General features: G+C 67.3%; 17 protein-coding genes. 11 read left to right on the top strand and 6 right to left on the bottom strand.

Annotated features, from left to right (window positions below; genetic code table 11):
- Position 1: 1 nt before the first annotated feature.
- A complete protein-coding gene (locus U0034_RS05345) occupies positions 2-124 on the bottom strand; it encodes a lariocidin family lasso peptide (RefSeq protein WP_254902538.1) in 123 nt (40 codons plus the stop codon).
- Between the two features lie 697 nt (positions 125-821).
- Between U0034_RS05345 and U0034_RS05340 the strand changes: the two genes are divergently transcribed.
- The 5 genes from U0034_RS05340 (at position 822) to U0034_RS05320 (ending at position 10474) form a co-directional block, all read left to right on the top strand.
- On the top strand, positions 822-2294 hold the full coding sequence (locus U0034_RS05340; protein WP_085223664.1) for a circularly permuted type 2 ATP-grasp protein: 1473 nt from the start codon (positions 822-824) through the stop codon (positions 2292-2294).
- Positions 2295-2416: 122 nt separating this feature from the next.
- The gene (locus U0034_RS05335) at positions 2417-3415 is read left to right on the top strand and encodes an alpha-E domain-containing protein (protein ID WP_085224415.1); all 999 of its coding nucleotides are present in this window, start codon (positions 2417-2419) and stop codon (positions 3413-3415) included.
- A 46-nt stretch (positions 3416-3461) separates the two neighbouring features.
- Positions 3462-6953, top strand: coding sequence for a transglutaminase family protein (locus U0034_RS05330; protein WP_085223666.1), 3492 nt, complete (start codon positions 3462-3464; stop codon positions 6951-6953).
- A gap of 12 nt (positions 6954-6965) precedes the next feature.
- Entirely contained in the window at positions 6966-9590 is a 2625-nt protein-coding gene (locus U0034_RS05325; protein WP_085223668.1) for a circularly permuted type 2 ATP-grasp protein, read from the top strand.
- On the top strand, positions 9587-10474 hold the full coding sequence (locus tag U0034_RS05320) for a transglutaminase family protein (RefSeq protein WP_085223670.1): 888 nt from the start codon (positions 9587-9589) through the stop codon (positions 10472-10474). The genes U0034_RS05325 and U0034_RS05320 overlap by 4 nt, the downstream gene beginning before the upstream one ends.
- 7 nt (positions 10475-10481) lie before the next feature.
- Here the strand turns inward: U0034_RS05320 and U0034_RS05315 are convergent, their stop codons facing one another.
- Positions 10482-11102 carry a hypothetical protein gene (locus U0034_RS05315; protein ID WP_139831098.1) on the bottom strand — a complete coding sequence of 207 codons (621 nt, stop codon included), beginning with the start codon at positions 11100-11102 and terminating at the stop codon, positions 10482-10484.
- Positions 11103-11277: 175 nt separating this feature from the next.
- Here U0034_RS05315 and U0034_RS05310 point away from each other — a divergent pair, with 175 nt between their 5' ends.
- Positions 11278-11922 (top strand): DapH/DapD/GlmU-related protein, encoded by a 645-nt coding sequence (locus U0034_RS05310; protein ID WP_233211966.1) that lies wholly within the window; start codon positions 11278-11280, stop codon positions 11920-11922.
- Positions 11923-12092: 170 nt separating this feature from the next.
- The gene (locus tag U0034_RS05305) at positions 12093-13799 is read left to right on the top strand and encodes an FAD-dependent oxidoreductase (RefSeq protein ID WP_085223675.1); all 1707 of its coding nucleotides are present in this window, start codon (positions 12093-12095) and stop codon (positions 13797-13799) included.
- Between the two features lie 158 nt (positions 13800-13957).
- Here the strand turns inward: U0034_RS05305 and U0034_RS05300 are convergent, their stop codons facing one another.
- On the bottom strand, positions 13958-15172 hold the full coding sequence (locus U0034_RS05300) for a glycosyltransferase (RefSeq protein WP_085223677.1): 1215 nt from the start codon (positions 15170-15172) through the stop codon (positions 13958-13960).
- Positions 15173-15225: 53 nt separating this feature from the next.
- Positions 15226-16725: a hypothetical protein gene (locus U0034_RS05295; protein WP_085223679.1), complete on the bottom strand. Its 1500-nt coding sequence runs from the start codon at positions 16723-16725 to the stop codon at positions 15226-15228.
- Between the two features lie 315 nt (positions 16726-17040).
- Between U0034_RS05295 and U0034_RS05290 the strand changes: the two genes are divergently transcribed.
- Positions 17041-18246 (top strand): acyltransferase family protein, encoded by a 1206-nt coding sequence (locus U0034_RS05290; protein ID WP_085224419.1) that lies wholly within the window; start codon positions 17041-17043, stop codon positions 18244-18246.
- A gap of 57 nt (positions 18247-18303) precedes the next feature.
- Here the strand turns inward: U0034_RS05290 and U0034_RS05285 are convergent, their stop codons facing one another.
- The gene (locus tag U0034_RS05285) at positions 18304-19638 is read right to left on the bottom strand and encodes a glycosyltransferase (protein ID WP_114717881.1); all 1335 of its coding nucleotides are present in this window, start codon (positions 19636-19638) and stop codon (positions 18304-18306) included.
- Between the two features lie 263 nt (positions 19639-19901).
- Between U0034_RS05285 and U0034_RS05280 the strand changes: the two genes are divergently transcribed.
- Both U0034_RS05280 and U0034_RS05275 read left to right on the top strand, forming a co-directional pair.
- Positions 19902-21149: an oligosaccharide flippase family protein gene (locus U0034_RS05280; protein WP_085223681.1), complete on the top strand. Its 1248-nt coding sequence runs from the start codon at positions 19902-19904 to the stop codon at positions 21147-21149.
- Positions 21149-22231 carry a glycosyltransferase family 4 protein gene (locus U0034_RS05275; RefSeq protein WP_085223683.1) on the top strand — a complete coding sequence of 361 codons (1083 nt, stop codon included), beginning with the start codon at positions 21149-21151 and terminating at the stop codon, positions 22229-22231. Before U0034_RS05280 ends, U0034_RS05275 begins: the two co-directional genes overlap by 1 nt.
- A gap of 84 nt (positions 22232-22315) precedes the next feature.
- Here the strand turns inward: U0034_RS05275 and U0034_RS05270 are convergent, their stop codons facing one another.
- The gene (locus U0034_RS05270) at positions 22316-23113 is read right to left on the bottom strand and encodes a sulfite exporter TauE/SafE family protein (protein ID WP_085223685.1); all 798 of its coding nucleotides are present in this window, start codon (positions 23111-23113) and stop codon (positions 22316-22318) included.
- Positions 23114-23422: 309 nt separating this feature from the next.
- On the opposite strand from U0034_RS05270, the gene U0034_RS05265 reads away from it, so the two are divergent.
- Positions 23423-24520, top strand: coding sequence for a glycosyltransferase family 4 protein (locus tag U0034_RS05265; protein ID WP_085223687.1), 1098 nt, complete (start codon positions 23423-23425; stop codon positions 24518-24520).
- The last annotated feature ends 45 nt before the right edge of the window (positions 24521-24565 follow it).

The raw sequence follows: 24565 nt of genomic DNA, 5'->3' as shown, positions 1-24565 counted from the left end.
GTCAGAGGCCCTTGACCCCGCGCCCGTGGATGCCGTCGCCGGGGCGCGACTTCTTGGAAAGCACTACGGAAAGAAAGGCGCCGTAAGCTTTTACAGTGGTGGGGGGAATAAATGACTTAATCATATTCATCTCCTTAACGGTAATTCAGATTAAATAGCCGACTAAATCGAAGCGGCCGGCGCAGTATGCTTGTAATAAAAATGAAAGTGAACGTAACCGGATAGAGATGCTCCACTAGCGCAAAGGGGAACCGTTTCTCGTATCGATCGCGTTCGGAAGCAGTCTGGGCGATGGCCTCAAGGGCCGGACAAGTCCGAAACGCTAGGTGATTACCCTGATCGATCGAGGCGATCGGAAAAGGCGTCGGCAGCCTGATCGAGCGCGGGCGACCGGCCGAAGCGCGCGCGTCTCGCCGTGTGCCTCGATTTGGTGCGTGTCCGCACGGCAATGCGCCTCGCTGGTGCCCCACGGTCTCGCCCCTGCAGCGGCGTTATCGCCGTATCTGCATGCGGGACCGGCGTTTCGATCATGGGCATGCTCTTTGCGTGATGCGGACCCCCAATGCCTGGTTGCGCGTGCCAGTGGCGCGTTGCGTGCCGAAGGTGCATGCTGCCGTCATATCGCCGATGTTCGACGAACACCGGGCGCACGGTTGTCGATCGGGCCGAGCGTCGGAGCGGCCGTAGCCGCGTAGCGTGCGCTCCGATAGAAGAAAGCTCGTCCGAGCGGCGGCGCCGGCAGGAGACGGCGGCGACCAGGCCAGACCGCGTGCGCGCACGGTGTGCGCACGCGGCCCTGAACAACGAACGGAACACGGGCCATGAAGCAAGCCTTCTTCAGCGAAATGTTCGAACGCAGTGGCCTCGACACCGCGGGTGTCCCGCCGGCCGCGTTTCAGTCGTGCGGCGATCCCCGTCTGCATTACCGCGAGTTCTTTGCCTGGATGTCGGCGCAAAGCGAGCAGCAGATCCGCAACAAGCGGGCGGAAGCCGACCTCAATTTCAGGCGCGTGGGCATCACGTTCGCCGTCTACGGCGCCAAGGACGAAACGGGTGTCGGCACCGAGCGCACGATTCCGTTCGACGTCATTCCGCGCATTTTCCCGGCGCACGAATGGGCCGCGCTCGAGCGTGGCCTGCGCCAGCGCGTCGGCGCACTCAACCGGTTCATCCACGACATCTACCACGAGCAGGCCATCGTACGCGCCGGCGTCATTCCGGCCGAGCAGATCCTCGCGAACGGTCAGTACCGCCCGCAGATGAAAGGCGTGGACGTCGCGCGGGACATTTACGCGCACATCGCGGGCATCGACATCGTGCGAGCGGGCGAGGGCGAGTTCTACGTGCTCGAGGACAATCTGCGCGTGCCCTCGGGCGTCTCCTACATGCTCGAGAACCGCAAGATGATGATGCGGCTCTTTCCCGATCTCTTCGCGCGAAACCGCGTGGCGCCGGTGGCCCACTATCCCGATTTGCTGCTCGACACGCTGCGCGCGGCCGCGCCCCAGGGCACCGAGGATCCGACCATCGTCGTGCTCACGCCGGGCATGTACAACTCGGCCTATTTCGAGCATGCGTTTCTCGCGCAGCAGATGGGCGTCGAGCTTGTCGAGGGGCAGGATCTCTTCGTCGAGAAGGGGCTCGTCTACATGCGCACGACGCAGGGGCCGCAGCGCGTGGATGTCATTTACCGCCGCGTCGACGACGATTTTCTCGACCCCGAAGTGTTCCGACCGGATTCGACGCTCGGCGCGGCCGGGCTCGTTGCGGCCTATCGCGCCGGCAACGTGACGCTCGCCAATGCGATCGGCACAGGCGTGGCCGACGACAAGTCGATCTATCCGTACGTGCCCGACATGGTGCGCTTTTATCTCGGCGAAGAGCCCATTCTCAACAACGTGCCTACCTGGATGTGCCGCAGGCACGAGGACTTGCGCTACGTGCTCGACCATCTGCCCGAACTCGTCGTGAAGGAAACGCACGGTGCGGGCGGCTACGGCATGCTCGTCGGTCCAGCCTCGAGCGCGGCCGAGATCGAGGCGTTTCGCGCCGCACTCGTCGCGAATCCCGACAAGTACATCGCGCAGCCCACGCTCGCGCTTTCGACTTGCCCCACCTACGTGGAGGCCGGCATCGCGCCCCGCCATATCGATCTGCGGCCCTTCGTGCTGTCCGGCAGCGAAGTGCGCATGGTTCCGGGCGGGCTTACGCGCGTTGCGCTGCGCGAAGGCTCGCTCGTCGTCAATTCGTCGCAGGGAGGCGGTACAAAAGACACCTGGGTCCTCGAACAATAGTGCGGCAGCCCGCTTTGCGTGCCGTCGCGCCCGCTGCGCCGCCGCGCGCCGCCATCGCGTGTCCGACCTTCGAGCCGCGGCTGCGGGGCAAACCGCTTCATCAACGACATTCGGGAGCCATCATGCTGAGCCGAACCGCCGACCATCTCTTCTGGATGGCCCGCTACACCGAGCGCGCCGAAAACACGGCCCGCATGCTCGATGCCAACTATCAGATGTCGCTGCTGCCGCAATCGGACGACTATGCCGCCCTCGGCTGGCGCGCCATGCTGTCGATCTCCGAGCTGGCCGGCATCTACGCGGCAGGGCATCCGAGCATGACTAGCCGCGATGTCATCGCCTTCATGTCGAGCGACCGCGACAACCTCTCTTCGATCGTGAGCTGCCTGCGCGCCTCGCGCGAGAATGCGCGCGCCGTGCGCGGCTCGATCACGACCGAGCTGTGGGAAACGCTCAATACGACCTGGCTCGAATCGCAGCGCATGCTCGCGGATGGCGTGCTCGAGCGCGATCCCTGCGAGTTCTTCGAATGGGTCAAGTTCCGCTCGCATCTGTCGCGCGGTGTGCAGCTCGGCACCATGGTCAAGGACGAAGCGTTTTATTTCATGCGGCTCGGGATCTTTCTCGAGCGGGCCGACAACACGGCCCGTATTCTCGACGTCAAGTACGAGATGCTCGAGCAGCGCGGCGGCGCGCTCGCGCAGCCGCTTGCCCAATCGCTCGATTACTACCATTGGGCGGCGGTGTTGCGCTCGGTGTCCGGCTTCGAGGTCTATCGCAAGGTGTATCGCGACGTCATCACGCCCGAACGCGTCGCGAGCCTGCTGATCTCGTTCGCCGACTGGCCGCGCTCGCTCGCGGCGAGCCTCGACGAGGTACGGCAGATCCTCGCGCGGGTGCGCAACCCGCGTTCCACAGAGGCCGAGGCGATGGCAGCGGGGCTGCACGCGCACGTGTGCGCGTCGCCGATCGGGGAGATCCTGCGCGCGGGCCTGCACGCCTGGCTCACCGATTTTCTCGCGCGCGTGAACGATCTCGGCAGCTGCATCAGCCGCGAGTTCCTCGTGCCGCTCGCGCCGGAGCCCGCGCCCATGATGATGCAGTCCGCGCACGCGGCATGACGCTTGCGCGGCCCATTTTTCCTCTTCACCGCATCGGGGTTCCTTCGTGTCGATTCGCGTCGCGTTAAACCATGTCACGCAGTATCGCTATGACCGGCTCGTGACGCTCGGGCCGCAAATCGTGCGCCTGCGCCCGGCGCCGCACTGCCGCACGTCCATTGTGTCCTATTCGATGCGTGTCGAGCCCGCCCGCCATTTCGTCAATTGGCAGCAGGATGCGTTCGCGAACTACCAGGCGCGGCTCGTGTTCCCCGAACCGACGCGCGAACTGCGCGTGACCGTCGATCTCGTCGCCGAGATGTCGGTCTACAACCCGTTCGACTTTTTCCTCGAGCCGTACGCCGAGCGCTTTCCGTTCGAATACGCGCCCGAGCTGGCGAGCGAACTCGCGCCCTATCTCGTCAGGACGGCCGAGCCGACACCGGCGTTCGCGGCCTTCGTCGAGCGCATCGACCGCACGCCGCGCGCGACGATCGATTTTCTCGTCGCGCTCAATCAGCGGCTCGCGGGCGATATCCGCTACCTGATTCGCATGGAGCCCGGCGTGCAGACGCCCGAGGAAACATTGACGAACGCCTCGGGCTCGTGCCGCGACACGGGCTGGCTGCTCGTCGAGACGTTGAGGCAGTTGGGGTTTGCCGCGCGCTTCGTGTCGGGCTATCTGCTGCAGCTCACCCCCGACGAGAAAGCCGTCGACGGCCCGAGCGGCACCGAGGTCGACTTCACCGATCTGCATGCGTGGTGCGAGGTCTACCTGCCGGGTGCGGGATGGATCGGGCTCGATCCGACCTCGGGCCTCCTGGCGGGCGAGGGGCACATTCCCGTCGCCTGCACACCGCAGCCGGGCAGCGCCGCGCCGATCTCGGGCGCGCTCGACGAGTGCGAGGTCGAGTTCTCGCATTCGATGTCGATCGCGCGCGTGCACGAAACGCCGCGCGTCACCAAACCGTACAGCGAGGGCGCGTGGGCCGGCGTGGCGCGCATGGGAGCCCAGGTCGATGCCGATCTTGCGGCGATGGACGTGCGGCTCACGATGGGCGGCGAGCCCACGTTCGTTTGCGTGCGCGATCGCGACGCGCCGGAGTGGAACACCGATGCGCTGGGCCCGACCAAGCGCGGCTACGCCGTCTCGCTGATGGACAAGCTGCGCGCACGCTATGGCCACGGCGGCTTCCTGCACGTTGGCCAGGGCAAGTGGTATCCGGGCGAGCAGTTGCCGCGCTGGGCACTCTCGCTTTATTGGCGCGCCGACGGCGAGCCGTGCTGGCAGGATCCGTCGCGCTTCGCCGACGAGCGCGAACCGATGCGCTACACGGCCGAGGACGCCGGACGCTTCATCGAGCATCTTGCGGGCAAACTCGGGCTCGATACCGCGCACATCCAGCCCGGCTACGAGGACGTCTGGTATTACCTCTGGCGCGAGCGGCGGCTACCCGTGAATGTCGACCCGTTCGATTCGCGGCTCGACGACGAACTCGAGCGCGTGCGGCTGCGGCGCGTGTTCGACGCGGGTCTCGCCACCGTGACGGGCTACGCGCTGCCGCTCGCGCGCGAGCGCGACGCGGCGGCGGATGGGAGCCCGCTGGCCGGCCCTCGCTGGGTCACGGGGCCCTGGTTCTTTCGCGACGAGCGCATGTATCTGATTCCCGGCGATTCGCCGATGGGCTACCGGCTGCCGCTCGATTCGCTGCCCTGGGTATCGGACGCGGATTACCCCTGGCTGCACGAGCACGATCCGTTCGCGCCGCCCGTGCCGCTCGCAAGCGCCGCTCGACTGCGCTGGCAGTATGCGCCGGGAACAGGCGGCGACGCCAGCGAGAGGGGGGCGTCCGGTACGGCGCGCGCGGCGGGTGCCGCCGCGGACGGTGCCGCGGGTGGCACCCCCGACGCGCGTATTCCGGCGCGCGGCGAGTCCGCTCCGTGGCTGCGGCGCACCGCCTTGTGTGTCGAGGCGCGCGACATCGCGCGCGCCGCGGGCCCGAAGGTCGAGGCCGCGTCGCTCGACGACGGCGAGGCGAGCCAGGCGCTCTACGTGTTCATGCCGCCGCTTGCGGCGCTCGACGATTACCTCGACTTGCTGGCGGCCGTCGAGGCCACCGCCGCCGAACTGGACGCGAGGATCGTGCTCGAAGGCTACCCGCCGCCGCGCGATGCCCGGCTGCGGGTGCTGCAGGTGACGCCGGACCCGGGCGTCATCGAGGTCAACATTCATCCCGCGTCGAACTGGGAGCAACTCGTCGACCAGACCGAATACCTCTACGAGGCCGCGCGCGAATCGTATCTCGGCCCCGAGAAGTTCATGCTCGACGGGCGCCATACGGGTACCGGCGGCGGCAACCACATGGTGCTCGGCGCGGCCGCGCCGGCCGACAGCCCGTTCCTGCGCCGTCCGGATCTGCTCGCGAGCCTCATCGCCTACTGGCACAACCATCCGTCGCTCTCGTATTTGTTCTCGGGCCTGTTCATCGGTCCGACGAGCCAGGCGCCGCGCGTGGACGAGGCACGCAACGATCAGGTCTACGAACTCGAAATCGCGCTGGCCGAGATCGAGCGCCAGCTCGCGCGCCTCGCACCGGATGCGAACGGCGGCCGGCCGATTCCACCGTGGCTCGTCGATCGCACGCTGCGCAACATTCTCATCGACGTCACCGGCAACACGCATCGCGCCGAGTTCTGCATCGACAAGCTCTATTCGCCCGACGGGCCCACCGGGCGGCTCGGCCTGCTCGAGCTGCGCGGCTTCGAGATGCCGCCGCACGCGCGCATGAGCCTCGTGCAGCAGTTGCTGCTGCGCGCGCTCGTCGCGCGTTTCTGGCGTACGCCTTATACGGCGCGGCTCACGCGCTGGGGCACCGAGCTGCACGATCGCTTCATGCTCGGCACGTTCGTGCAGATGGATTTCGACGACGTGCTCGCCGAGATGCGCGCGGCAGGCTACGCGTTCGAGCGGGAATGGTTTGCGCCGCACTTCGAGTTTCGCTTCCCGCTCGTCGGCGAGCTCGAGACGAGCGGCATCTCGCTCACGCTGCGTCACGCACTCGAGCCGTGGCACGTCATGGGCGAGGAGGGCACCGGCGGCGGTACGGTTCGCTTCGTCGATTCGTCGCTCGAGCGTATCGAGGTGCGCGTGCTCGGCATGAACGAGAGCCGTCACGTCGTGACGGTCAATGGCCTGCCGTTGCCGCTGCAATCGACGGGGCGCGCGAGCGAGTACGTCGCGGGCGTGCGCTTTCGCGCCTGGCAGCAATCGGCATCGCTTCATCCGACGATCGGCGTGCATGCCCCGCTCACGTTCGACATCGTCGATACCTGGGCCGAGCGGGCGATCGGCGGATGCCAGTATCATGTCGCCCATCCGGGCGGACGCAATTATCAGACGTTTCCCGTCAACGCCTACGAGGCCGAGAGCCGGCGGCGTGCGCGCTTTTTCACCATCGGCCATACGCCCGGGCCGGCGGCCGTGGGAACGCGCGTGCGCAGCCTCGAGCTGCCGTTTACGCTCGATTTGCGGCGTGCCGGGTCCGATGATCGACCTTGAACACGGATCAACTTGCCTTTTCAATCGACTTTGCCGTTCGGTGCCGCGGCTGATGTGCCGGAACTGCTTGCGCATGTGCGCGAGGCGCCGGCTCCCGCCGGCCATTGGGACGAGCTGCGTGATGCCTCGGGCGCCCTGCGCGAGCCGTGGCGGCGTTTTTTCGCGCTGGCCGGCGACGAGGGCGGCACCGATCTCGATCATGCCGCCGCATCCGTCGCCCGTCAGGTCCGCGACAACGACATCACCTACAACGTCTACGCCGATAACGGCGAGCCGCGGCCCTGGGCGCTCGATTCGCTGCCGTTCATCGTCGACGAGGCCGAATGGGCGGTGATCGAGCGCGGAGTCGCCCAGCGCGCGCGGCTGGCCGAAGCGCTCGTAGCCGACGTGTATGGCCCGCAGACGCTGCTCGGGCGCGGCCTGTTGCCGCCCGCTCTCGTCTTCGGGCATCCCGGCTACCTGCGCTCCATGCGCGGCCACACGCCGCCCGGCGGACGCTATCTGCAGATCGTCGCGGTCGACCTCGCGCGCGCGCCCGGCGGCGAATGGACCGTGACCGGGCACCGCACGCAGGCGCCGTCCGGGCTCGGCTACGCGCTCGAGAACCGGCTCATCGTCTCGAGCCTGTTCGCCGAACCGTTCCGCTCGATGCGCGTGAGGCGCCTGGCACCCTCGTATTCGCAACTGATCGCCACGCTCGCGCAGGCAGCGCGCACGACCATGACCGACGACGAGCGGCGCGCGCGCGCGGATTCGCCCCATATCGCGCTGCTGAGCCCGGGGCCCTTCAGCGAGACCTATTTCGAGCACGCCTTTCTCGCGCGCTATCTGGGCCTCACGCTCGTGGAAGGCACCGATCTCACGGTACGCGCCGACAAGCTTTATCTGAAGACGCTGGCGGGGCTCGAACGCGTGCACGGCGTGCTGCGCCGGCTCGACGACAGCTTTTGCGATCCCGTCGAGCTGCGCGCCGATTCGACGATCGGTGTGCCGGGCCTGTTGCAAGTCATGCGTGCCGGCAACGTGGTCGTCTCCAATGCGCCGGGTGCCGGGTTCGTCGAGTCGCCTGCGCTGCACGGGTTCCTGCCCGGCATCGCCGAGGCGCTCTTCGGCGAATCGCTGGCGCTGCCGAGCGTGGCGACCTGGTGGTGCGGCGAGGCGGCGGTGCGCGACGACGCCCTCGCGCGGCTCGAGGCGGCATGGCTCCTGCCGACCTGGGCCGGCCCGGCACAGCCGCCGCCCGACATGCCGCCCGGCTTCGCCGCAGGCCCCCAGAGGCTGGCCGACTGGCGCGCGCGCATCGAGGCAGCGCCCGACGCGTTCACGATCCGCTCGCCGCTGCCGTATTCGTGCGCGCCGCGCTACGAGGACGGCACGCTCTACCGGCGGCCGTGCACCCTGCGTGTCTATGCGATCGCGGGCACCAACGGCAACTGGCACGTGCTGCCGGGCGCGTTCACGCGCTTCGCCGGCGAGCGGCAGGCGAGCGTGTCGATGCAATCGGGCGGAAGTAGCGCCGATACCTGGGTGCTCTCGCGCCATCCGGGCTCGGCCTTCTCCCTGCTGCCTTCGCCGATGAAGCCCGGCGATCTCGCGCGGCGTCATCGCACCGTGTCGAGCCGTGCCGCGGAAAACCTCTTTTGGGCGGGCCGCTACAGCGAGCGTGCCGAAAACAGTGTGCGTCTCACGCGGCTCATTCTCGGTTCGCTCGACGGTCACGATGCCGACGAGATGTTGCCGACGCTCACCGAGCTTGCCGCACGCTTCGAGCTGATTCCGAGCGGCGACACGCCCGCGCGCAGCACGCGCCACGCCTTCGAACACACGCTCGTCGCGAGCCTGCACGAGCATTCGGGCACCGCCAGCGTGGGGCAGGTCATCGCAAGCCAGGCGCGCGCTTGCGGTGAAATCCGGGCCAGGCTTTCGAACGATCACTGGCGCTCGATACTCGCGGCGCGCAACGATTTCCGCGACGCGCTGCAGGCGTTGTCGCTCGCGCCGGCCGCGGCCGGCGAGGCGCGCGCCGAGCGGCGCGAGTCCTATGACCGGCTCGCATTGATGAATGCGCTCGAAGCATTGGCGATGCAGCTTTCGGCCATCAGCGGCGCGCAAGGCGATCGCATGGTGCGCGACGAGGCCTGGCGGCTGCTCTTCGTCGGCCGCCATATCGAGCGCGTGGTCGCCATGACCACGTTCTTGCACGTGGTGGCCGAGGGCGGGATGCTCGCGACACCCGCGGGCTTCGATCTGCTGCTTCAACTCTTCGACAGTACGCTGACGTATCGCTCGCTCTACCCGGGGCGTCTGGAAGTGCCGGCGCTGATCGATCTCGTCGTGGTCGATCCGACCAATCCGCGGGGCATCTACGGTGTCTACGAGCGGCTTTCGAAGAAGCTCGACGAGATCGCCGCGGCAGCGGGTGGCCCCAACCGGCGGCCGTTCCATGAACTGCTCGAGCCGCTGGCGGCGCTGCCCGCGCTCGAACAGCTTTGCGAAGCGGACGCATCGGGCCGCTATCCGGCGCTGCTCGCCGTATGCGAGGATCTCGCCGCACAGGTCGCGGCCGCCTCGAACGAAGTCAGCGCCCGCTACTTCATTCACGCGGACAACGGGCTTTCCTCGAGGGTGTCGTCATGAGCCGCGAAATCACGCTCTCGGTCTCGCATGCGACGACCTATCGCTATTCGATGCCCGTCGAAACGGCGCAGCATCTCGCAACCATCAGGCCGCTTGCAAACGCATGGCAGCGGATCGTCTCGCACAGCGAGCGCATCGAGCCTGCGCCCGCGTACGAGACTTCTCATATCGATGCTTTCGGCAACGAGGTGCTGTACTTCTCGTTCGATACGCCGCATGAAAGCCTCTCGCTCACGAGCGAGACCACGGTCGTGCTCTCGCCGCGCTGGCAAGGGTTCGATCCCGGCGCCACGCCGGCGTGGGAGGAGGTCGCGCATGCGCTCGGCTATCGCGCGGGTGGGCAGTACCTGCCGGAGACCGAATTCGTCTTCGCGTCGCCGAACGTCGCACTGGGCCCGGCGCTGCGCACCTATGCGCTCGAGAGCTTCGTGCCCGGCGCGCCGCTGGCCGCCGCCGCGATCGATCTGATGCACCGCATCCACGCGGAGTTCGCCTACGATCCGCAGGCGACGGCGTTCGATACGCCGGCGCTGCGTGCGTTCGAGGCGCGGCATGGCGTCTGCCAGGATTTCGCGCAGGTGATGATCGGCTGCCTGCGCTCGCTCGGCCTCGCAGCGCGGTACGTAAGCGGCTATTTGCGCACCGAGCCGCCCAAGGGGGCGCCGCGGCTCATCGGCGCCGATGCCTCGCATGCCTGGGCCTCCGTGTTCTGCCCGGGGCTCGGCTGGATCGATCTCGATCCGACCAACGATGTGCTTGCCGATCTCGATCACGTCACGCTCGCCGTCGGGCGCGACTACACCGACGTTTCGCTGTTGCGCGGCATCATCCTCGGCGGCGGCGAGCACAGTGTCGACGTGGCGGTGAGCGTCGTTCAGCGCTGAGCCGCCCTCACCAGGGCATGCGGTACACCTGCTGCCCCCCGGCATTGGCCCTCGGGTCCTTGAACGATTCGCGATAGACCGCCTGGGCGGCGTCTTGCGGCGTGTTGGCAGGCGCATTGCCTGCGTCGGCCGGCATCCGCACGCGCGGTTTGCGCCCCGCGGCGGGCGGCGCATCGTAGCCGTTGCCTTCGAGCGCCCGGTTCGGCATGCGCTCGGCTCTCATCAGATCGGTCTGCTGCGTTTCGTGTGCGTCGAGTGCCGCACGATAAGGATCGCGTCCGGGCGAAGGGGCGCCGAGCAACGCCCGTTCGTCCGCGACGCCTTGCAGACGGCGATCGGCGGCTTTCGCGGCGGGCGCGGCCGCGGGCGCCGCGGCCTGCTCGGGTGGTGTACGCGCGAGTCTTTCATCCGCAGATGTTTCGTCGCCACCCGGGGCCTGCGCGGCAGCCGGTGCCGGTACCGGTGTCGACGCTTTTTGGGCCGCGACGGGCGCAGCGGCAACGAGCGCAGCGAGCGTGGCGAAGGCGGCGCAGGCCGCTATGGCGCTCGCGCGTGCGACGCAAGTCGAACGCCGGCCCGCGGGGCGCGCGCCGGCTGAGCGCACTTCAGTGCAGCATGACGGTGGCACGGGTCCCTCCTGTCGAGTATGTCGGACACGGCTTTATCGTCGCGCCCGCAGGCCGTCGCCAGACGCCAAAACCCGGCCGAGAGCCGCCATCCGTCGCTCATCCGGCATCGCACTTCCGGATCGCGCTCGATAATCGCTTACGAGAAGACATAAAGCGAATCGAGGGCAAGCGACGATGGACCATCCCATTGAGCACGATCTCGTCGATCGGCGCGACGCGCGCGATCGGCTCGGCGCAGACGGACGCTCGCACGAGGTGGAGGCCCCGAGCGGACGCGTCATCGATCTGTCGCGGGCCGGCAAGGGCAATTGCGTTCGCCGGCCGAGCTTGCTGACCGAGGCGACGTGGTTCGTGCTCGAGGCGTGCATCGTCAACAACAAACTCGTGCCCAGTTCGGCGCTGCGCGTCGCGCTGCTGCGCATCTTCGGCGCGAAGATCGGCATCGGCTGCCGTTTCGTGCACCCGCTGCGCGTCAAGGCGCCGTGGAATCTGGAGGTGGGCGACCACTGCTGGTTCGGTGTCGACGTCTGGATCTACAACCAGGCGCCGATTCGCATCGGCTCGCACGTCTGCATTTCCCAAGGGACATTTCTTACCGCCGGCTCCCACGACATGAGCACGACGATGGATCTGCGCGTCGCGCCGATCGTCATCGAGGACGGCGTCTGGATCACGTCGAAATGCGTCGTGCAGATGGGCGTGACGATCGGCCGTTCGGCCGTCGTGACGCCGCTGTCCGTCGTGCACCGTTCGCTCGCGCCCGAGGGCGTCTACGGCGGCAATCCGTGCCGGTTTCTGCGCAAGCGCTTTGCGCCATGACGGCGCCGGCCGCCCGAGCGTTCGATGCGTCGACCGGATGACCTGACAAGTGGAACCGTCGGGCGAGAGCCGCATCGCCCCGACGGCATGTTGCGTTGGCTGCAAGCGGCGTCATGTTGGCCGACAGGTTGCCATCGCCGGCTCGAAGATCACAAGAAAAGGGGAAAACGATGTTCATCGATACACGTACCGTCGAAGAAGGCCATACGGTCGATACGACGGTTTGCATCGTCGGCGCAGGGGTTGCCGGGATCACGTTGGCGCTCGAGATGAGCCGGATGGGAATCGACACCTGTCTGCTCGAAAGCGGCGGCTACAAGGCTGACGACGAGACGCGCGATCTGTATCGGGGCGAAAACGTGGGACTGCCCTACACGTTCGCCGATGGCAGCCGCAGCCGCTATCTGGGCGGCAGCAGCAATTGCTGGGGCGGCTGGTGCCGGCCGCTCGATCCATGGGACTTCGACAAGCGCGATTGGGTTGCGCACAGCGGCTGGCCGTTCGGACTCGACGAGCTCGCGCCTTACTATGCGCGCACGCATGCGTGGCTCAAGCTCGGCCCCAACAATTTCGATCCCGCGTTCTGGGAGCAGGCGATCGGCCGTGCCGACGTGCGGCGCGTACCGCTCGTGACCGGTCTCGTGCGCGATACCATCGCGCAATTCAGCCCTCCCGCGCGTTTCGGCAAGCTCTATCGCAAGGATCTCGCACGCTCGACGAATGTGCGCGTCTTTCTCCATGCGAATGTGGTCGACATCGCGAGCGACCCCGACGCCGCGCGCGTGAGCCATGTCGATGTGGCCACGCTGTCGGGCCGGCGCATCCGCATGCGGGCCAGGCACTACGTGCTCGCGGCGGGGGGCATCGAGAACGCGCGTCTTTTGCTGGCTTCGAACCGCACGCAGCCTGCGGGGCTCGGCAACGGACACGATGTCGTCGGCCGCTTTTTCATGGATCATCCGCGCATCATGTCGGCGAGCGTGCGCTTTTCCGACGCATGGGCGCGCAACAAGCTTCACGACATCAAGTTCCACTATCAGAACGCCGCTGTTTCCGCGCACGGCACGATGATCTCCTCGCAGTTCGCGCTGACGCCCGAGGTGCTTGCCCGCGAACGGCTACTGAACGCACGTGTCTGGTTTTTTTCGATGTTCTACGGCGAAGGCAGCGCCGCGGCCGAGGCGCTGATCCGTTGCAAGCAGGCATTGCTGAAAAAAGACCAGCCGGGCTGGCGCCTGGGCGACGATCTGGCGACAATGGCCGCGCATCCGGTCGATACCATCGGCTTCGGCCTCACGCGGCTTTTGCAGCCCCGCGCGCTCATCACCGATGTGAAGCTGCAGGCGATCGTCGAGGCAGTGCCGAACCGCGACAGCCGGGTGACGCTCTGCACTCAGCGCGATGCGTTGGGTATGCCGCGCGTGAGCGTGGCGTGGCGGCTCGACGAGCTCGTCAAGCGCACATTCGATCGCACCTTCTCGTTGGTGGCGCAGGAACTGGCGGCAAGCGGCGTTGCGCGCGTGACGCTCGATGCCCCGCTCGAGGGGCGGGCGTGGCCCTCGACGCTCGAGGGCACATGGCATCACATGGGCACCACGCGCATGCACGATTCGCCGAAAGAAGGCGTGGTCGATCGCCACTGCAAAGTGCATGGCATCGAAAATCTGCACATCGCCGGCAGTTCGGTATTTCCCAGCGTCGGTGCGAATTTCCCCACCATTACGATCACGGCGCTGGCCCTGCGGCTCGCCGAGCGACTTGCGCGCGTGCTCGGCAAGACCGTGCCCGCCGGCGCGGCGAACGACGCGCGTGCCGGGGCCGCCGTCGATACGCTGCCCTTTGCCGCGGCCACGCTTTCGCGAGCGGCGAAGGAGTGATTCGAGATGGCGCATGGCCGATCGCGCGCCCGCCAGGCGTGCTGTCGGCCACGCGTGCGCTTTCGGGCGCCGGGGGGAGGTCTCGCAGAACGTAGCGCTTATACGACAGCAGCCTTGAGGCGGCTCACGGCCGCTTGCCGACGAACGATCGAGCCTGCTTACCCGTGCACGCGTGGCCGCGCCGGCTCGCCGGTTCGTTGCACGCGCAACGTGGGCAGTCGACGTGCTTCGGTCTCGAGGACTTCGACGAGGCGCCGCGTATGGGCCTCCATCGTAAAGCGGGTGCGAAACGAGTCGACCGCTCGCGCGCGCATGGCTGCGCGCTCGGTATCGCGTGCGTCGAACCAGCGCCGCAGATTCGACTGCGTGCCTTCCAGCGTGTCGGGCGCGACGAATCCCGCGCCATCGGCGGCGACTTCGCGCCAGATGTTGACCTTGTCCGAGATCAGAACGGGCACGCCGCAGCCGAGCGCTTCGACGACGGCAATGCCGAAGTTCTCCTGATGCGAGGGCAACACGAACGCATCGCTTGCATGGAAAGCTCCCCACTTGACGTCGCCGCTCAGCATGCCGGCCCACGTGATGTGCCGCGCGATGCCGGCTTCGTTTGCCGCATCGCGCAGCGCGCCGAGCATGGCGTTGCTGCCCGGGCCGGCGAAGAGCAGATGCGCATCGTCTCGCTCACGGCATGCGTGCGCGAACGCGTGTATCAACAGGTCGCAGCCTTTTTTCGGATGGATTCTGCCGAGGAAGGTCAGCAGGCGTTTGCCGGCCAGCGCCGGGTGTGCCGCGAAGAACGCCGTGCGCAGGCGGTCCCCATCGGCGGGCGGTGCGGCCGTGCCGTAAGAGACGACGCGCTCGTTCGCGCGATAAAGCGAGAACGAGCGCCGCGCGAGCCGGCGTTCCTCCTCGGTCGTGAACAGCACGGCACGCGCGTCGCGCAGCGTCCGATAGTCGGCCCACGGCCAGTAAAGCCACTTTTTCAGGTGCTTGAGCGGATACGTGCGCTTGAACCAGGGGTCGAGCATTCCGTGCGGGAAGACATAATAGGGAACATCGAGACCATGCAGCGCCTGTCTTGCCGCGAAGCCATGAAATTGCCAAAGGCCGTTGACGATGACGGCATCGAACGCAGGCCCGTTCGCGCGCAGCCATGGCACTGCGTGCGGCGTATAGCCGTACCTGCCGCGCGACGGTCCCAGCGCCGTCACGGGCATGCCAGTGCCGACCAGAAACGGCGCATCCGGTGCGTCGAGCGTGGCCGCTTCGACTTCATGCCCCTGGGCGGCGAGTGCCGCCGCGCTTTGACGTACGCCTTCGGCCGGGCCACCCGCGGCGGGATCCAGTGTGGCGGTGAGATGGAGAATTTTCATGGTGCTCGAGCGGCCGCTGCGTGCTGCGCAGCGTCGTTGTGCTTCGGTCGGGTTCAGTCGGGTTCGATGCTTCCGTCGCGCGTGGCGTCCGGCAACAGCCGGGCCGGCGGCGCGGCCAGCGTGGGTTCGCGGCGCGGCCCGTCGCTGCCGGCGGCGGCGACGGGGTGGAAACCGGGCGCGGTGCGCGGGCCGAACGGTTCGCTGCGCGGGGGCGGCGGTGCCATGCGAGCACCGAGCCGGCGCAATTGGATGTGCATCGCGACCATGAGGCCGAGCGAGAGTCCGAAGACGAGCCCCGAGAATCGCGGCCCGAGCGGATTGCCCCCGATCGACGTGGCGGGCAGTGCGGCGGTGAGCAGGATCGCGCGTCCGAGAACGGGAAGATAGGGCGCGTGCGGCATCGTCACGCGCCAGCGGCGATAGGTGAGTGCGCAGCGATAAAGCGCATAGAGAATCGCGGCGGGCATGGCGATGCCGAAGAGCAGGCCGCCGGCGAAGAACTGATAGACCCAGAAGTTGTGGCCGGCGGACCAGTCGTGCATCGCGTAAAAATCTTTCTTGCTCATCTGCCCGCGCAAGTCGGGCAGATAGGCCGGGGAATAGCGGTAATCGTGCCCGTAGCCTTCGCCGACGAGCAGCGCAAGCGGCGACGACGTGACCTGATCGTATTGATCCTTCATCTCGGCGAGGCGTGTGATCGTGGTCGGATCCTTGCCGGTCGCCGTGGATTGCTCTGCGAAGAAAAGGCGCTGCGCCCAGTGCTGGGTCACCCCCGGCATGAACGAGGCCGCGCCGAACGCCATCGCGCCCAGCAGGCAGACCGCGACGGCCGCGCGCATCAGCGCGCGCACGAGGTAGCGCAGCGACGGCGCGCTCATCCAGATGGCGAGCGCGAAGAGCAACGCGGTGCCGACGAGCAGGCTGCGTGTCACGCTGAGCAACTCCACCACGATCGTCGCCAGAAAGAGCGAGAGCGTCAGGACGTTGAAGCGCTTCGCTATCACGAACTCGTGCAGCAGCACGCCCTGCAGCCCGAGAAACGTGGCCGAGACGATGCGGTAGCGCACTTCTTCGAGCGGACCGCCCGTGGCGAGGCCATAGACGAAGGTGAACGCGAGGCTGATCGCGTTGGCCCAGAAGATGGCCTTTTCGATCTGCTCGATGCGTGCTTCCTGCCACGGCCGGCAGGCCACGATGAAGCCGATCTGAAAAAGCGCAAAGGGCAACAGCACCCGCAGATACTGCCCGAACGGGTTGCCCTGCAGCGCCTGGGTGAAAAGGCTCGCGGGTACCGCGAGCGCCAGCGCGAACCATACGAATGCGCGCAGGCGCGAGCGCTCGGCAAAGCGCGGGCCGATCAGCACGAGCATGGCGCCCGCGCCGAGCGCCGGTACGGCCAGCAGCACCTGGGCGAGATGGCTCGCGTTGTCGGTCGCGGCCTTATAGTCCATCGCGAGCGGACAGACGAACAGCCAGATCCACAAGTTCGCATACCGGTTCCGTCGCGTCGCGTGCGGACCGGCCAGCGTCGATTGATACGACACGGTTGCCATCGAACGATTACCCCCTCGTCGTCGCGCGGCTTGGCGGTTGCTGCCGCGGCGATGCTCTCTTCGAATCAGGTTTCCCGCCGACTATAGCGCCGCGCCGGGCGGGCGAGCCGGTCGCTGGCGGCTTGGCACTAGCGTTCGTCGGGCGTGTGCTGTTGCCGGCGCGACATGCCCGCGCGCCGGCTGGCGCCTGTCGCCGATCGCCTGAGTATTGGCGGATGCGACGCGGTACGCCATCGCACCATCGGATCACCACCTTGCCACGGCGCGGGTGGCCGGCATCCTGGGCGCGAGCCCGCGGGAAGAAGAGGCGAGATGATGAGCAATCTGTTCGCGGGAGCCCAATCCGTCGTGCGGGGTCGGACAATCGAGCTCGATTTCCTGCGCGGAATCGCCATCATCGCGGTGATGGGCTATCACTTTCACACCGTCGATACCGGCTTCAGGCTCGTTCCGATCATTCAATATCCCTTCACGCACTTCGGGCGCGAAGGCGTCAACCTCTTCTTCACGCTGAGCGGATTTCTCGTCGGCGGGCTGCTGTTACGCCAATACGCGGATACCGGTGCGATCGACGCGGGCCGTTTCATCGTGCGGCGCATCTTCAAGATCTGGCCGGCGTATTACGTGCTCATCGTCTTTCATTTCTTTGCCGGCCGGCACCCGACCAGCACCTTCTTGCTGCAGAACCTCACCCATCTGCAAAACTATCTGGGTACCTCCATCTCGCAGACATGGAGTCTTGCGGTCGAGGAGCACTTTTATCTCGTTCTGCCTGCGCTGCTGCTCCTTTTCGCGCGCTGGCGGCTGCGCGCGAACGCGATCCTGGCGCTGCTCGGCATGCTGTGCCTGCTCGTGCTCGCCGCGCGCTCGGTCGTCGTGGCGAAGGGGGATATCGACGCGGCGTTCTTTCAGACGCAGTATCGAATCGACAGCCTGCTCGCCGGTGTCATGCTGGCGGCTGTCTATTGGATGAAGCCGGCGCTTTATCGCCGGCTCGCGCAGCGCAAGGGATGGCTCATGGCGATGGTCGTACTGCTCGTCGCATGGCTGGCGTTCGCGACGAGCCATGTCGCGCTCGACGAAAGCATCGGCTATACGATTCAGGCCATCGGCTATGTCGCGCTCATCGTGCTGATGCTCGAGCATGCGGGCACGGCGGCGCAGACCTGGCTCTTTCGAGCGGTGGCCTGGGTGGGCGTCTACTCCTACGGTATCTATCTTTGGCATTCGCTCGCGTTCGCACCCGCCGACATCCTGATAGCGAAGGCCGGCGCGCTCGGCATACCGGCGCTCGTCGTGTGGGCTGTCGCGCTCGTGTTCCAGACGGCGATCGCGATATCGGCCGGATACGTCACGACGCGGCTCGTCGAGTTTCCGTTCCTGCGCCTGCGCAATGCGCTCTTTCCCGCTCGCGGCGCGGCCGGGGCAGGGCCGAGCGCACCCGTGCCCGTCGTTCCCATGCCCGAGCCGGCCGCGGCGGCCGACAACGTGCCGCCCGTTGCCGGCGGCCAGCCGCTTTGAGCGCTATCGGGGCAGGGCAGACCATCCCGATGCCGGCATGCGCGGCGAGTTCGTCTTCTATGCGATCGAGGGCTGCCGCGGTTCCGCGGTACCCATGGCTTCCCGAAGCGTGCGCTTGAATTGCTCGAGTGTATTGCGTTCGAGCAGGCACTCGTGTTGCGTCGACTCATCGTATGCGCCCGCGGCGGTGCCGTGCGGCACCGGCACCGGCAACGGCAATGACAGGGCCCGATCGATGGCGCGCGCGATCGATTCGGGCGATAGATCGTCGATAACGGGGCCCAGCGAGCCGTCCCGGCAAAACCAGCCGATGAGCCCTTCGGCTGTGGCGATGACGGGCCTGCGGAACCGGTACGCCTGCACCAGCACGCCGCTCATGCCGTAGTGCCCCTTGTAGCCGAGCCACACCGCATCGCAGGCGGAGAAAAGATCGAGCTCTGTTTCGTTCGTGACGAAGGAATCCATGACTACGGGCGCGGGCGTGAGCCGCCCGGCATGGACGCCAAGAAACTCTCGTATCTGCGCGTCCTGCTCCCCGGCGACCACGAGGGTCGGGGCTTCGTCCATGCACTCGAGCGCGGCAACGAGTTCCCGTATGCCCTTGCGGTCGGTGATGGCGCCGTAGACGAGCAGATACCGCCCCGGTGGCAGCCCGAGGCGGGCCCGCGCGCGCGCGGGATCGTCGGCGCGCGCGTCGGGAAACGGGTCGGCCAGATAGCGCACGCTGGCTGCACGCGCGCCGAGCGCCCGGGCGCTCCATTCGGGCAGTGTCGGATCGATCGACAGCAAGGCCCGTACGCCTGGCGCGCGCACCGCCTGCCGGAAAAGACAGGCTTTGACGGCGTTGACGATACGTCGGTCGGGGGCCTTCACGCCGACGCTGCGGTGGTGGAACGACGAGCGCATCGTGACGCCGATCCAGGGTGTCGAGCCGAAGGGGGAGCCCAGGAATGGCACAGCATAGAGAAAGTAATCGACGTACGGCACGGCCACGAGCGACACCGGTGCGAATTCGGTGACGAGCCGATAGGCGTGCCGGAAGTAGCGGTGGTAGCGCCAATACGGGATGCGGTCGAGCGCCGCGAACACGCCGCCCGACGGGGCGGGCGGATCGACGAATGCGATCTCGAGGTCGCTGCGGCCCGCGGCCGCGATCCTGCGTGCAAGACGATGGTCTTCGTTACGCGATTCCGTCACGAGCACGCATGCGTGGCCGGCTTCGACGAAGGCTTCGGCCGCCCACTGGGCATAGCGCCATCGGTGCCCGCTGAAATTCGGCTCGATGAGAAGAACCGTTTGGGCGGCGGCGCTTGCGGCCGGTGTCGCGCGGGCTGCCGCGTCGATCGTTGCGGCGCCGTGCCCCGCCGCGGGAGAAAGCGTTGCGTTTGCCATGGTCGGTCGGGGTCGCAGCCAGGGCGTACCGATGGCGTCGACGATAGGGTCGGGCTGTCAACAACGAGACCCTAGCACCTCCCGTCGAACACGCGCCGCCAATTTTCCGTGCGCCGCTGGCGGAAAAAGCCAGGACCTCCGCGCGCATGGCGGCGCGCGCCTACTAGATGGCGCGTCCCGACGCCGGCGACAAGGTACTTTGTTCCTCAATCTTCATCAGTGATGCAGGTCGTGCGAACGTGAGCGCATCGTGGGGCAGGGACGTGAAATCCGGCAGGCTGACGGCGCGCTCGTGGCGCGCGGGCTTCGGCGCGAGCGCCGCGACCTGGGTGTTGCTGCAGCAGGTGGCGGTGCGCGGCCTCGTTGCGCTCAAGTTTCTCGCGATCGGCCGCATTCTCGGCCCGACGGCGATCGGTAGCGTCAGCGTCGCGCTGCTCGCGGTCGCGATCGCCGAGTCCCTCTCCGATACCGGGCTCGCCCAGGCTGTCATCCAGGGGCGCGAGACGCCGAGCCGCAACGAGCTCGGCGCTGTCTGGACGACGCTCGTCGCGCGTGGGCTTTTCGTCGCGTTGCTGCTGCTCGCCGCCGCGCCGCTGCTGCGCAGTCAGTTTCATCTGCGCGACTCGCTCTGGCTCTTGCAGTTGGCCGCATCGCTGCCGCTCATTCGCGGCCTCTGCTCGCCGGCCTACTTCGTCGTCCAGCGCGAGCGGCGCTTTCGGCACGTTGCCGCCATCGAGATCGCCGCATCGCTCGTCGATTGCACGAGCGGCATCGCGCTCGCGGTCGCGGGCGCCGGCGCCTATGCGGTGCTGATCGGCATGGCGCTCGGCGAGAGCCTCAAGAGCGTGCTCAGCTGGTTGACGATGCGGCCACGTCCGCCGCTGGCGCCGCGGTGGTCCGGCATCGGCCATTACGTTGCGTTCTCGCGGTGGATCTGGGCAAGCAGTGTCGTCAATCTCGTGCTGAACCAGTTCGACAAGATCGTCGTCGGCAAGATGCTCGGGCCGGCACAGCTCGGTGCCTATCAGATGTCGTCCCGGCTCGCGCAGATGCTGTTGGCCGATGCGGCCATCGCCATGTCGCAGTACCTCTTTCCCACTTTCTCGGCGCACTACCGCAGCGACGCCGCGCGGGCGGCCCGGCTCTTCAAGCGGTACCTGGCGGTGGCGGCAGGGGGGCTCGTGCTGATCGTGCTGCTGCTGCGCTGGCTTGCGGCACCCCTCTTTGCGCTTGTGCTCGGCGCGCAATGGATGCCGGCCGTGCCGCTGTTTCGCATTTTCGTCATCAACATGGCGCTCGGCGCCATCATCGCCGTGCTCGTTGCGTATCTGCGCGCGCTCGGCGATGCGCGCGCCACCACCCATGCGTCGATCATGCAGGTGATCGTGCTTGTGGCGGCGGTGCCGCCCGCGATGCATTACTGGGGCGTGACCGGCATTGCCTGGGCGATGACGGCCGGCCTCGGTACGGCGCTCGCCTGGATGCTCTATAGGACTGCGGGAGATCGCTGATGCGCATTCTTCATCTCGTGCTCGCACCGCGCCTGTCGGGTGCCGAGGTGCTCGCCAAGGAGCTTGCCGTTCATCAGCGTGGCGAAGGCCACGACGTGTGCGTGGCATCGCTGTTGCCGCAGCACGACGATTTCGCGCATCTGCGCGGCGAGCTGGCCGCGAGCCAGGTGCCGTGCCGGTTTCCGCGCAAGCGCCATACCATGGCCGGCAAGCTCTGGCACCTCTATCAGGTCGTGCGCGGCACGCGCCCCGACGTCATCTTCGCGCATGCGACGATCCCCGCGTTCTATGCGCGCGCGTTGCCCATTGCCGCGCCGATCGTCTACGTCATGCACTCGGCCACGAACGACTTCCAGCGGCGGCTTTTCCGGCGCGTCGAGCGCATTCTGTCGGCACGTGCCCGCGCCGTGATCGGCGTGTCGTCCACGAACGTCGACGATTACGTGGCGACCGTGGGCCCGCATCCGCTCATGATCGTGATTCCCAACGGCGTGGATCTGGCGCGTTTCCGGCACCCGGATGGTGATGCCGATGCGCACGCCAGCCGTGCGGATGGCTTGCCGCGCGCGCAGGAGATCGTGCAGATCGGGCGTTACACGGCGGTGAAGAACCAGTTGCAGACAGTGCGCGCGTTTTCGCAAGTGATGCGTCGCGTCGATCATGCGCGCCTCGTGCTGTGCGGCGTGATCGAAGACCCGGCTTACCACGCCGCTGTGATCGCGCTCGTCGAAGCGCTCGGGATCGGCGGCAGCGTCGTCATCGAAGGTCCGCGCAGCGACGTGTCGCGCATGCTCTCGCAAGCGAGTGTGTTCGCGATGCCGTCGCACTCGGAGGCTCATAGCATCGCGTTCCTCGAAGCGCTGGCCTCGGGCATCCCGGTCGTGGCGAGCCGTATTGCGCCGTTTTCCTTCGCAAGAGATTTCCCCGGCGTGCAACTCGTCGATACCGACGATACGTCGGCTTATGCCGATGCACTCGTCAAGGCGTTGGGCCAGGCGCGCGTGCTGCGCGAACTGAAGGGGCTCACGCTTCAGGACTCCGCCGAGCGCTATCTCGCCGTAGCCCGGCAGATCATTCGATAAAGCACTGCACAAAGCGCGACCGAGCGGACGCCCGCGACCCGATGTCGCGGTTCGCGGGCGGCTTTCGCGCGCAGCCCGGCGCGCTTAGCCGATTGCGAGGCGTATGCCGACGAACACCAGCACGGCGGCGAGGAGGTTGCGCAGCAGCGCCTCGGGCGCGCGCGAGGAAAGATGACTGCCGAAAGCGATGCCGGGCAGCGAGCCGATGAGCAGCGAGAGCAGCATGGCGCCGTCGACCGAGCCCAGCAGCCAATGCCCCATGCCGGCGACGAGCGTGAGCGGTACCGCGTGCGCCACGTCGGAGCCGACGATCCGCGCCGTCGGCAGCGTGGGGTAGAGCAACAGCAGGACCGTCACGCCGATGGCGCCCGCGCCGACCGACGTCAGCGAAACGAGCACGCCGAGCACGGCGCCCGTGAGCACGGTCAAAGGCACCGTTCTTGCCGTGGTTGCCGTGGAATCGTCGCGCGGCGCGCGCGATGCGAGCATGGCGAGTTGCGGGCGGAAGATGAGTGCGAGCGAGGTGATCAGCAAGGCCGCGCCGAGGATACGCTGCAATACGTGGGTGGCCGCCGGCGATTGCAGGCCGTAACGGTGCAGCAGCCAGAGCGTGAGCGTGGCGGCCGGCACGCTGCCCGCCGCCAGCCGGCCCGTCACGCGCCAGTCGACGGAGCCCTTCAGACCATGCACGAGCGTGCCCGTCGCCTTGGTGGCCGCGGCATAGAGCAGGTCCGTGCCAACGGCCGTTGCCGGATGCACGCCGAACAGCAACACGAGCAGCGGCGTCATCAGCGAGCCGCCGCCGACGCCCGTCAGGCCGACGAGAAAGCCGACGGCCAGGCCGGAGGCGGTGTACAGGAGATCGATGTGTGGCAGGGCCATTGTCCGATTGCTCGGGCGCCGTCGCGCCTCGACGAGTGAGTGGAATCGACGACGCCGGCCGTGCGTATGGCGCATGGATGGCGTCCGAAAGCGGTCATTGTCGCAAAACCTGCGGTCGAATGCTCGTTTGTGTCGGCCCGATGCTGGCGCGAACCGGGCGAGCGCGGCGGATGGCGGCTGGAACTTGGCGGGCGCAGGTGTGACGGCCGGCGGTATTTTGGTGCGCGGGCGCTTTGGCTCGCAACCCGCCGCCGAGCGGGCCACGCGGCTACCCGAGAGTCCAGACGTCCGGAGCCTGAGAACAAGACCATGCGTATTTTTCAGCTGATCCTCGCGCCAAGACTTTCGGGCGCGGAAATGCTCGTCAAAGGCATCGCCATCGACCACCAGGACAGCGGGCACACTGTCTGCATCGCGTCGCTGCTGCCGCCGCACGGCGATTTCGCGCCGGCGGCCGGCGAGCTTGCGGCGCATCGCGTGTGCTGCGTCTTTCCGCCGCGCCGCTACGACAAGTTGGGCCGGTTGCTCTTTCTCTACCGGGCTATTCGGCGCTTCAAGCCCGACGTCATCTTCGCGCACGCGACAATTCCCGCGCTCTATGTCCGGGCCTTGCCGTTGCGCGTGCCGATCGTCTGGGTCATGCATTCGGGCGTCAACGACTTCGAGAACAACGTGCTCCAACGCGCCGAGCGGATCCTGTCGCTGCGCGCGAAAGCCGTCATCGGCGTGTCGCAGAAAAATGTCGACGAGTACCGGCGCGCCATCGGACTGCATCCGTCGCTGATCGTCGTGCCGAACGGTGTCGATGCGAGGCGCTTCGGCGCGCGCGCGCTCGCCGATCTCCGGCGCGGCGATGCGCTCGCCCGGGCGCGCAGCGGCCCGGGCGAAGCGAAGCGCATCGTACAGATCGGCCGCTATATTCCGGAAAAAGGCCAGCTCGACACCGTGCGCGCGTTTCGGCACGTCGTCAGCGCCGAGCCCGAGGCGCGGCTGCTGCTTTGCGGCGTGATCGAGAATCGCGCCTATTACGCCGAGGTCCTCGCGCTCGTCCGCGCGCTCGGACTCGGCTCCCGCGTCGACATGACGGGCCCGCAGGCCGGCGTTGCCGAGATTCTCGCGAATTCGCGCGCGTTTGCGATGCCGTCTCGCTTCGAGGCGCACAGCATCGGCTTTCTCGAAGCGCTGGCCTCGGGTATCCCGATCGTCGCGAACGCGATTACTGCGTTTGGCTTTGCCCGAGGCTGGCCCGGCGTGCGGCTCGTCGACACGGCCGCCGATCCGGCGCGCTACGGCGGAGCGCTCGTGGCCGCACTGAACGAGCCGCGTGCGCAGCGCTCGCTCGATGGCCTGACGCTCGAAGATACGGCGGAGCGCTATCTGGATATTGCACGGCAGGTGATGGGCTGAGCCCGAACGCCGTCATGCCTGACGCGCGCCGGCCGCGCATCGCAC

It is taken from the genome of Trinickia caryophylli (assembly GCF_034424545.1).
In the GTDB taxonomy this organism is placed as follows: Bacteria; Pseudomonadota; Gammaproteobacteria; order Burkholderiales; family Burkholderiaceae; genus Trinickia; species Trinickia caryophylli.
The sequence above is the reverse complement of the archived record's forward strand: the minus strand, read 5'-3'. Positions and strand labels throughout refer to the sequence as shown.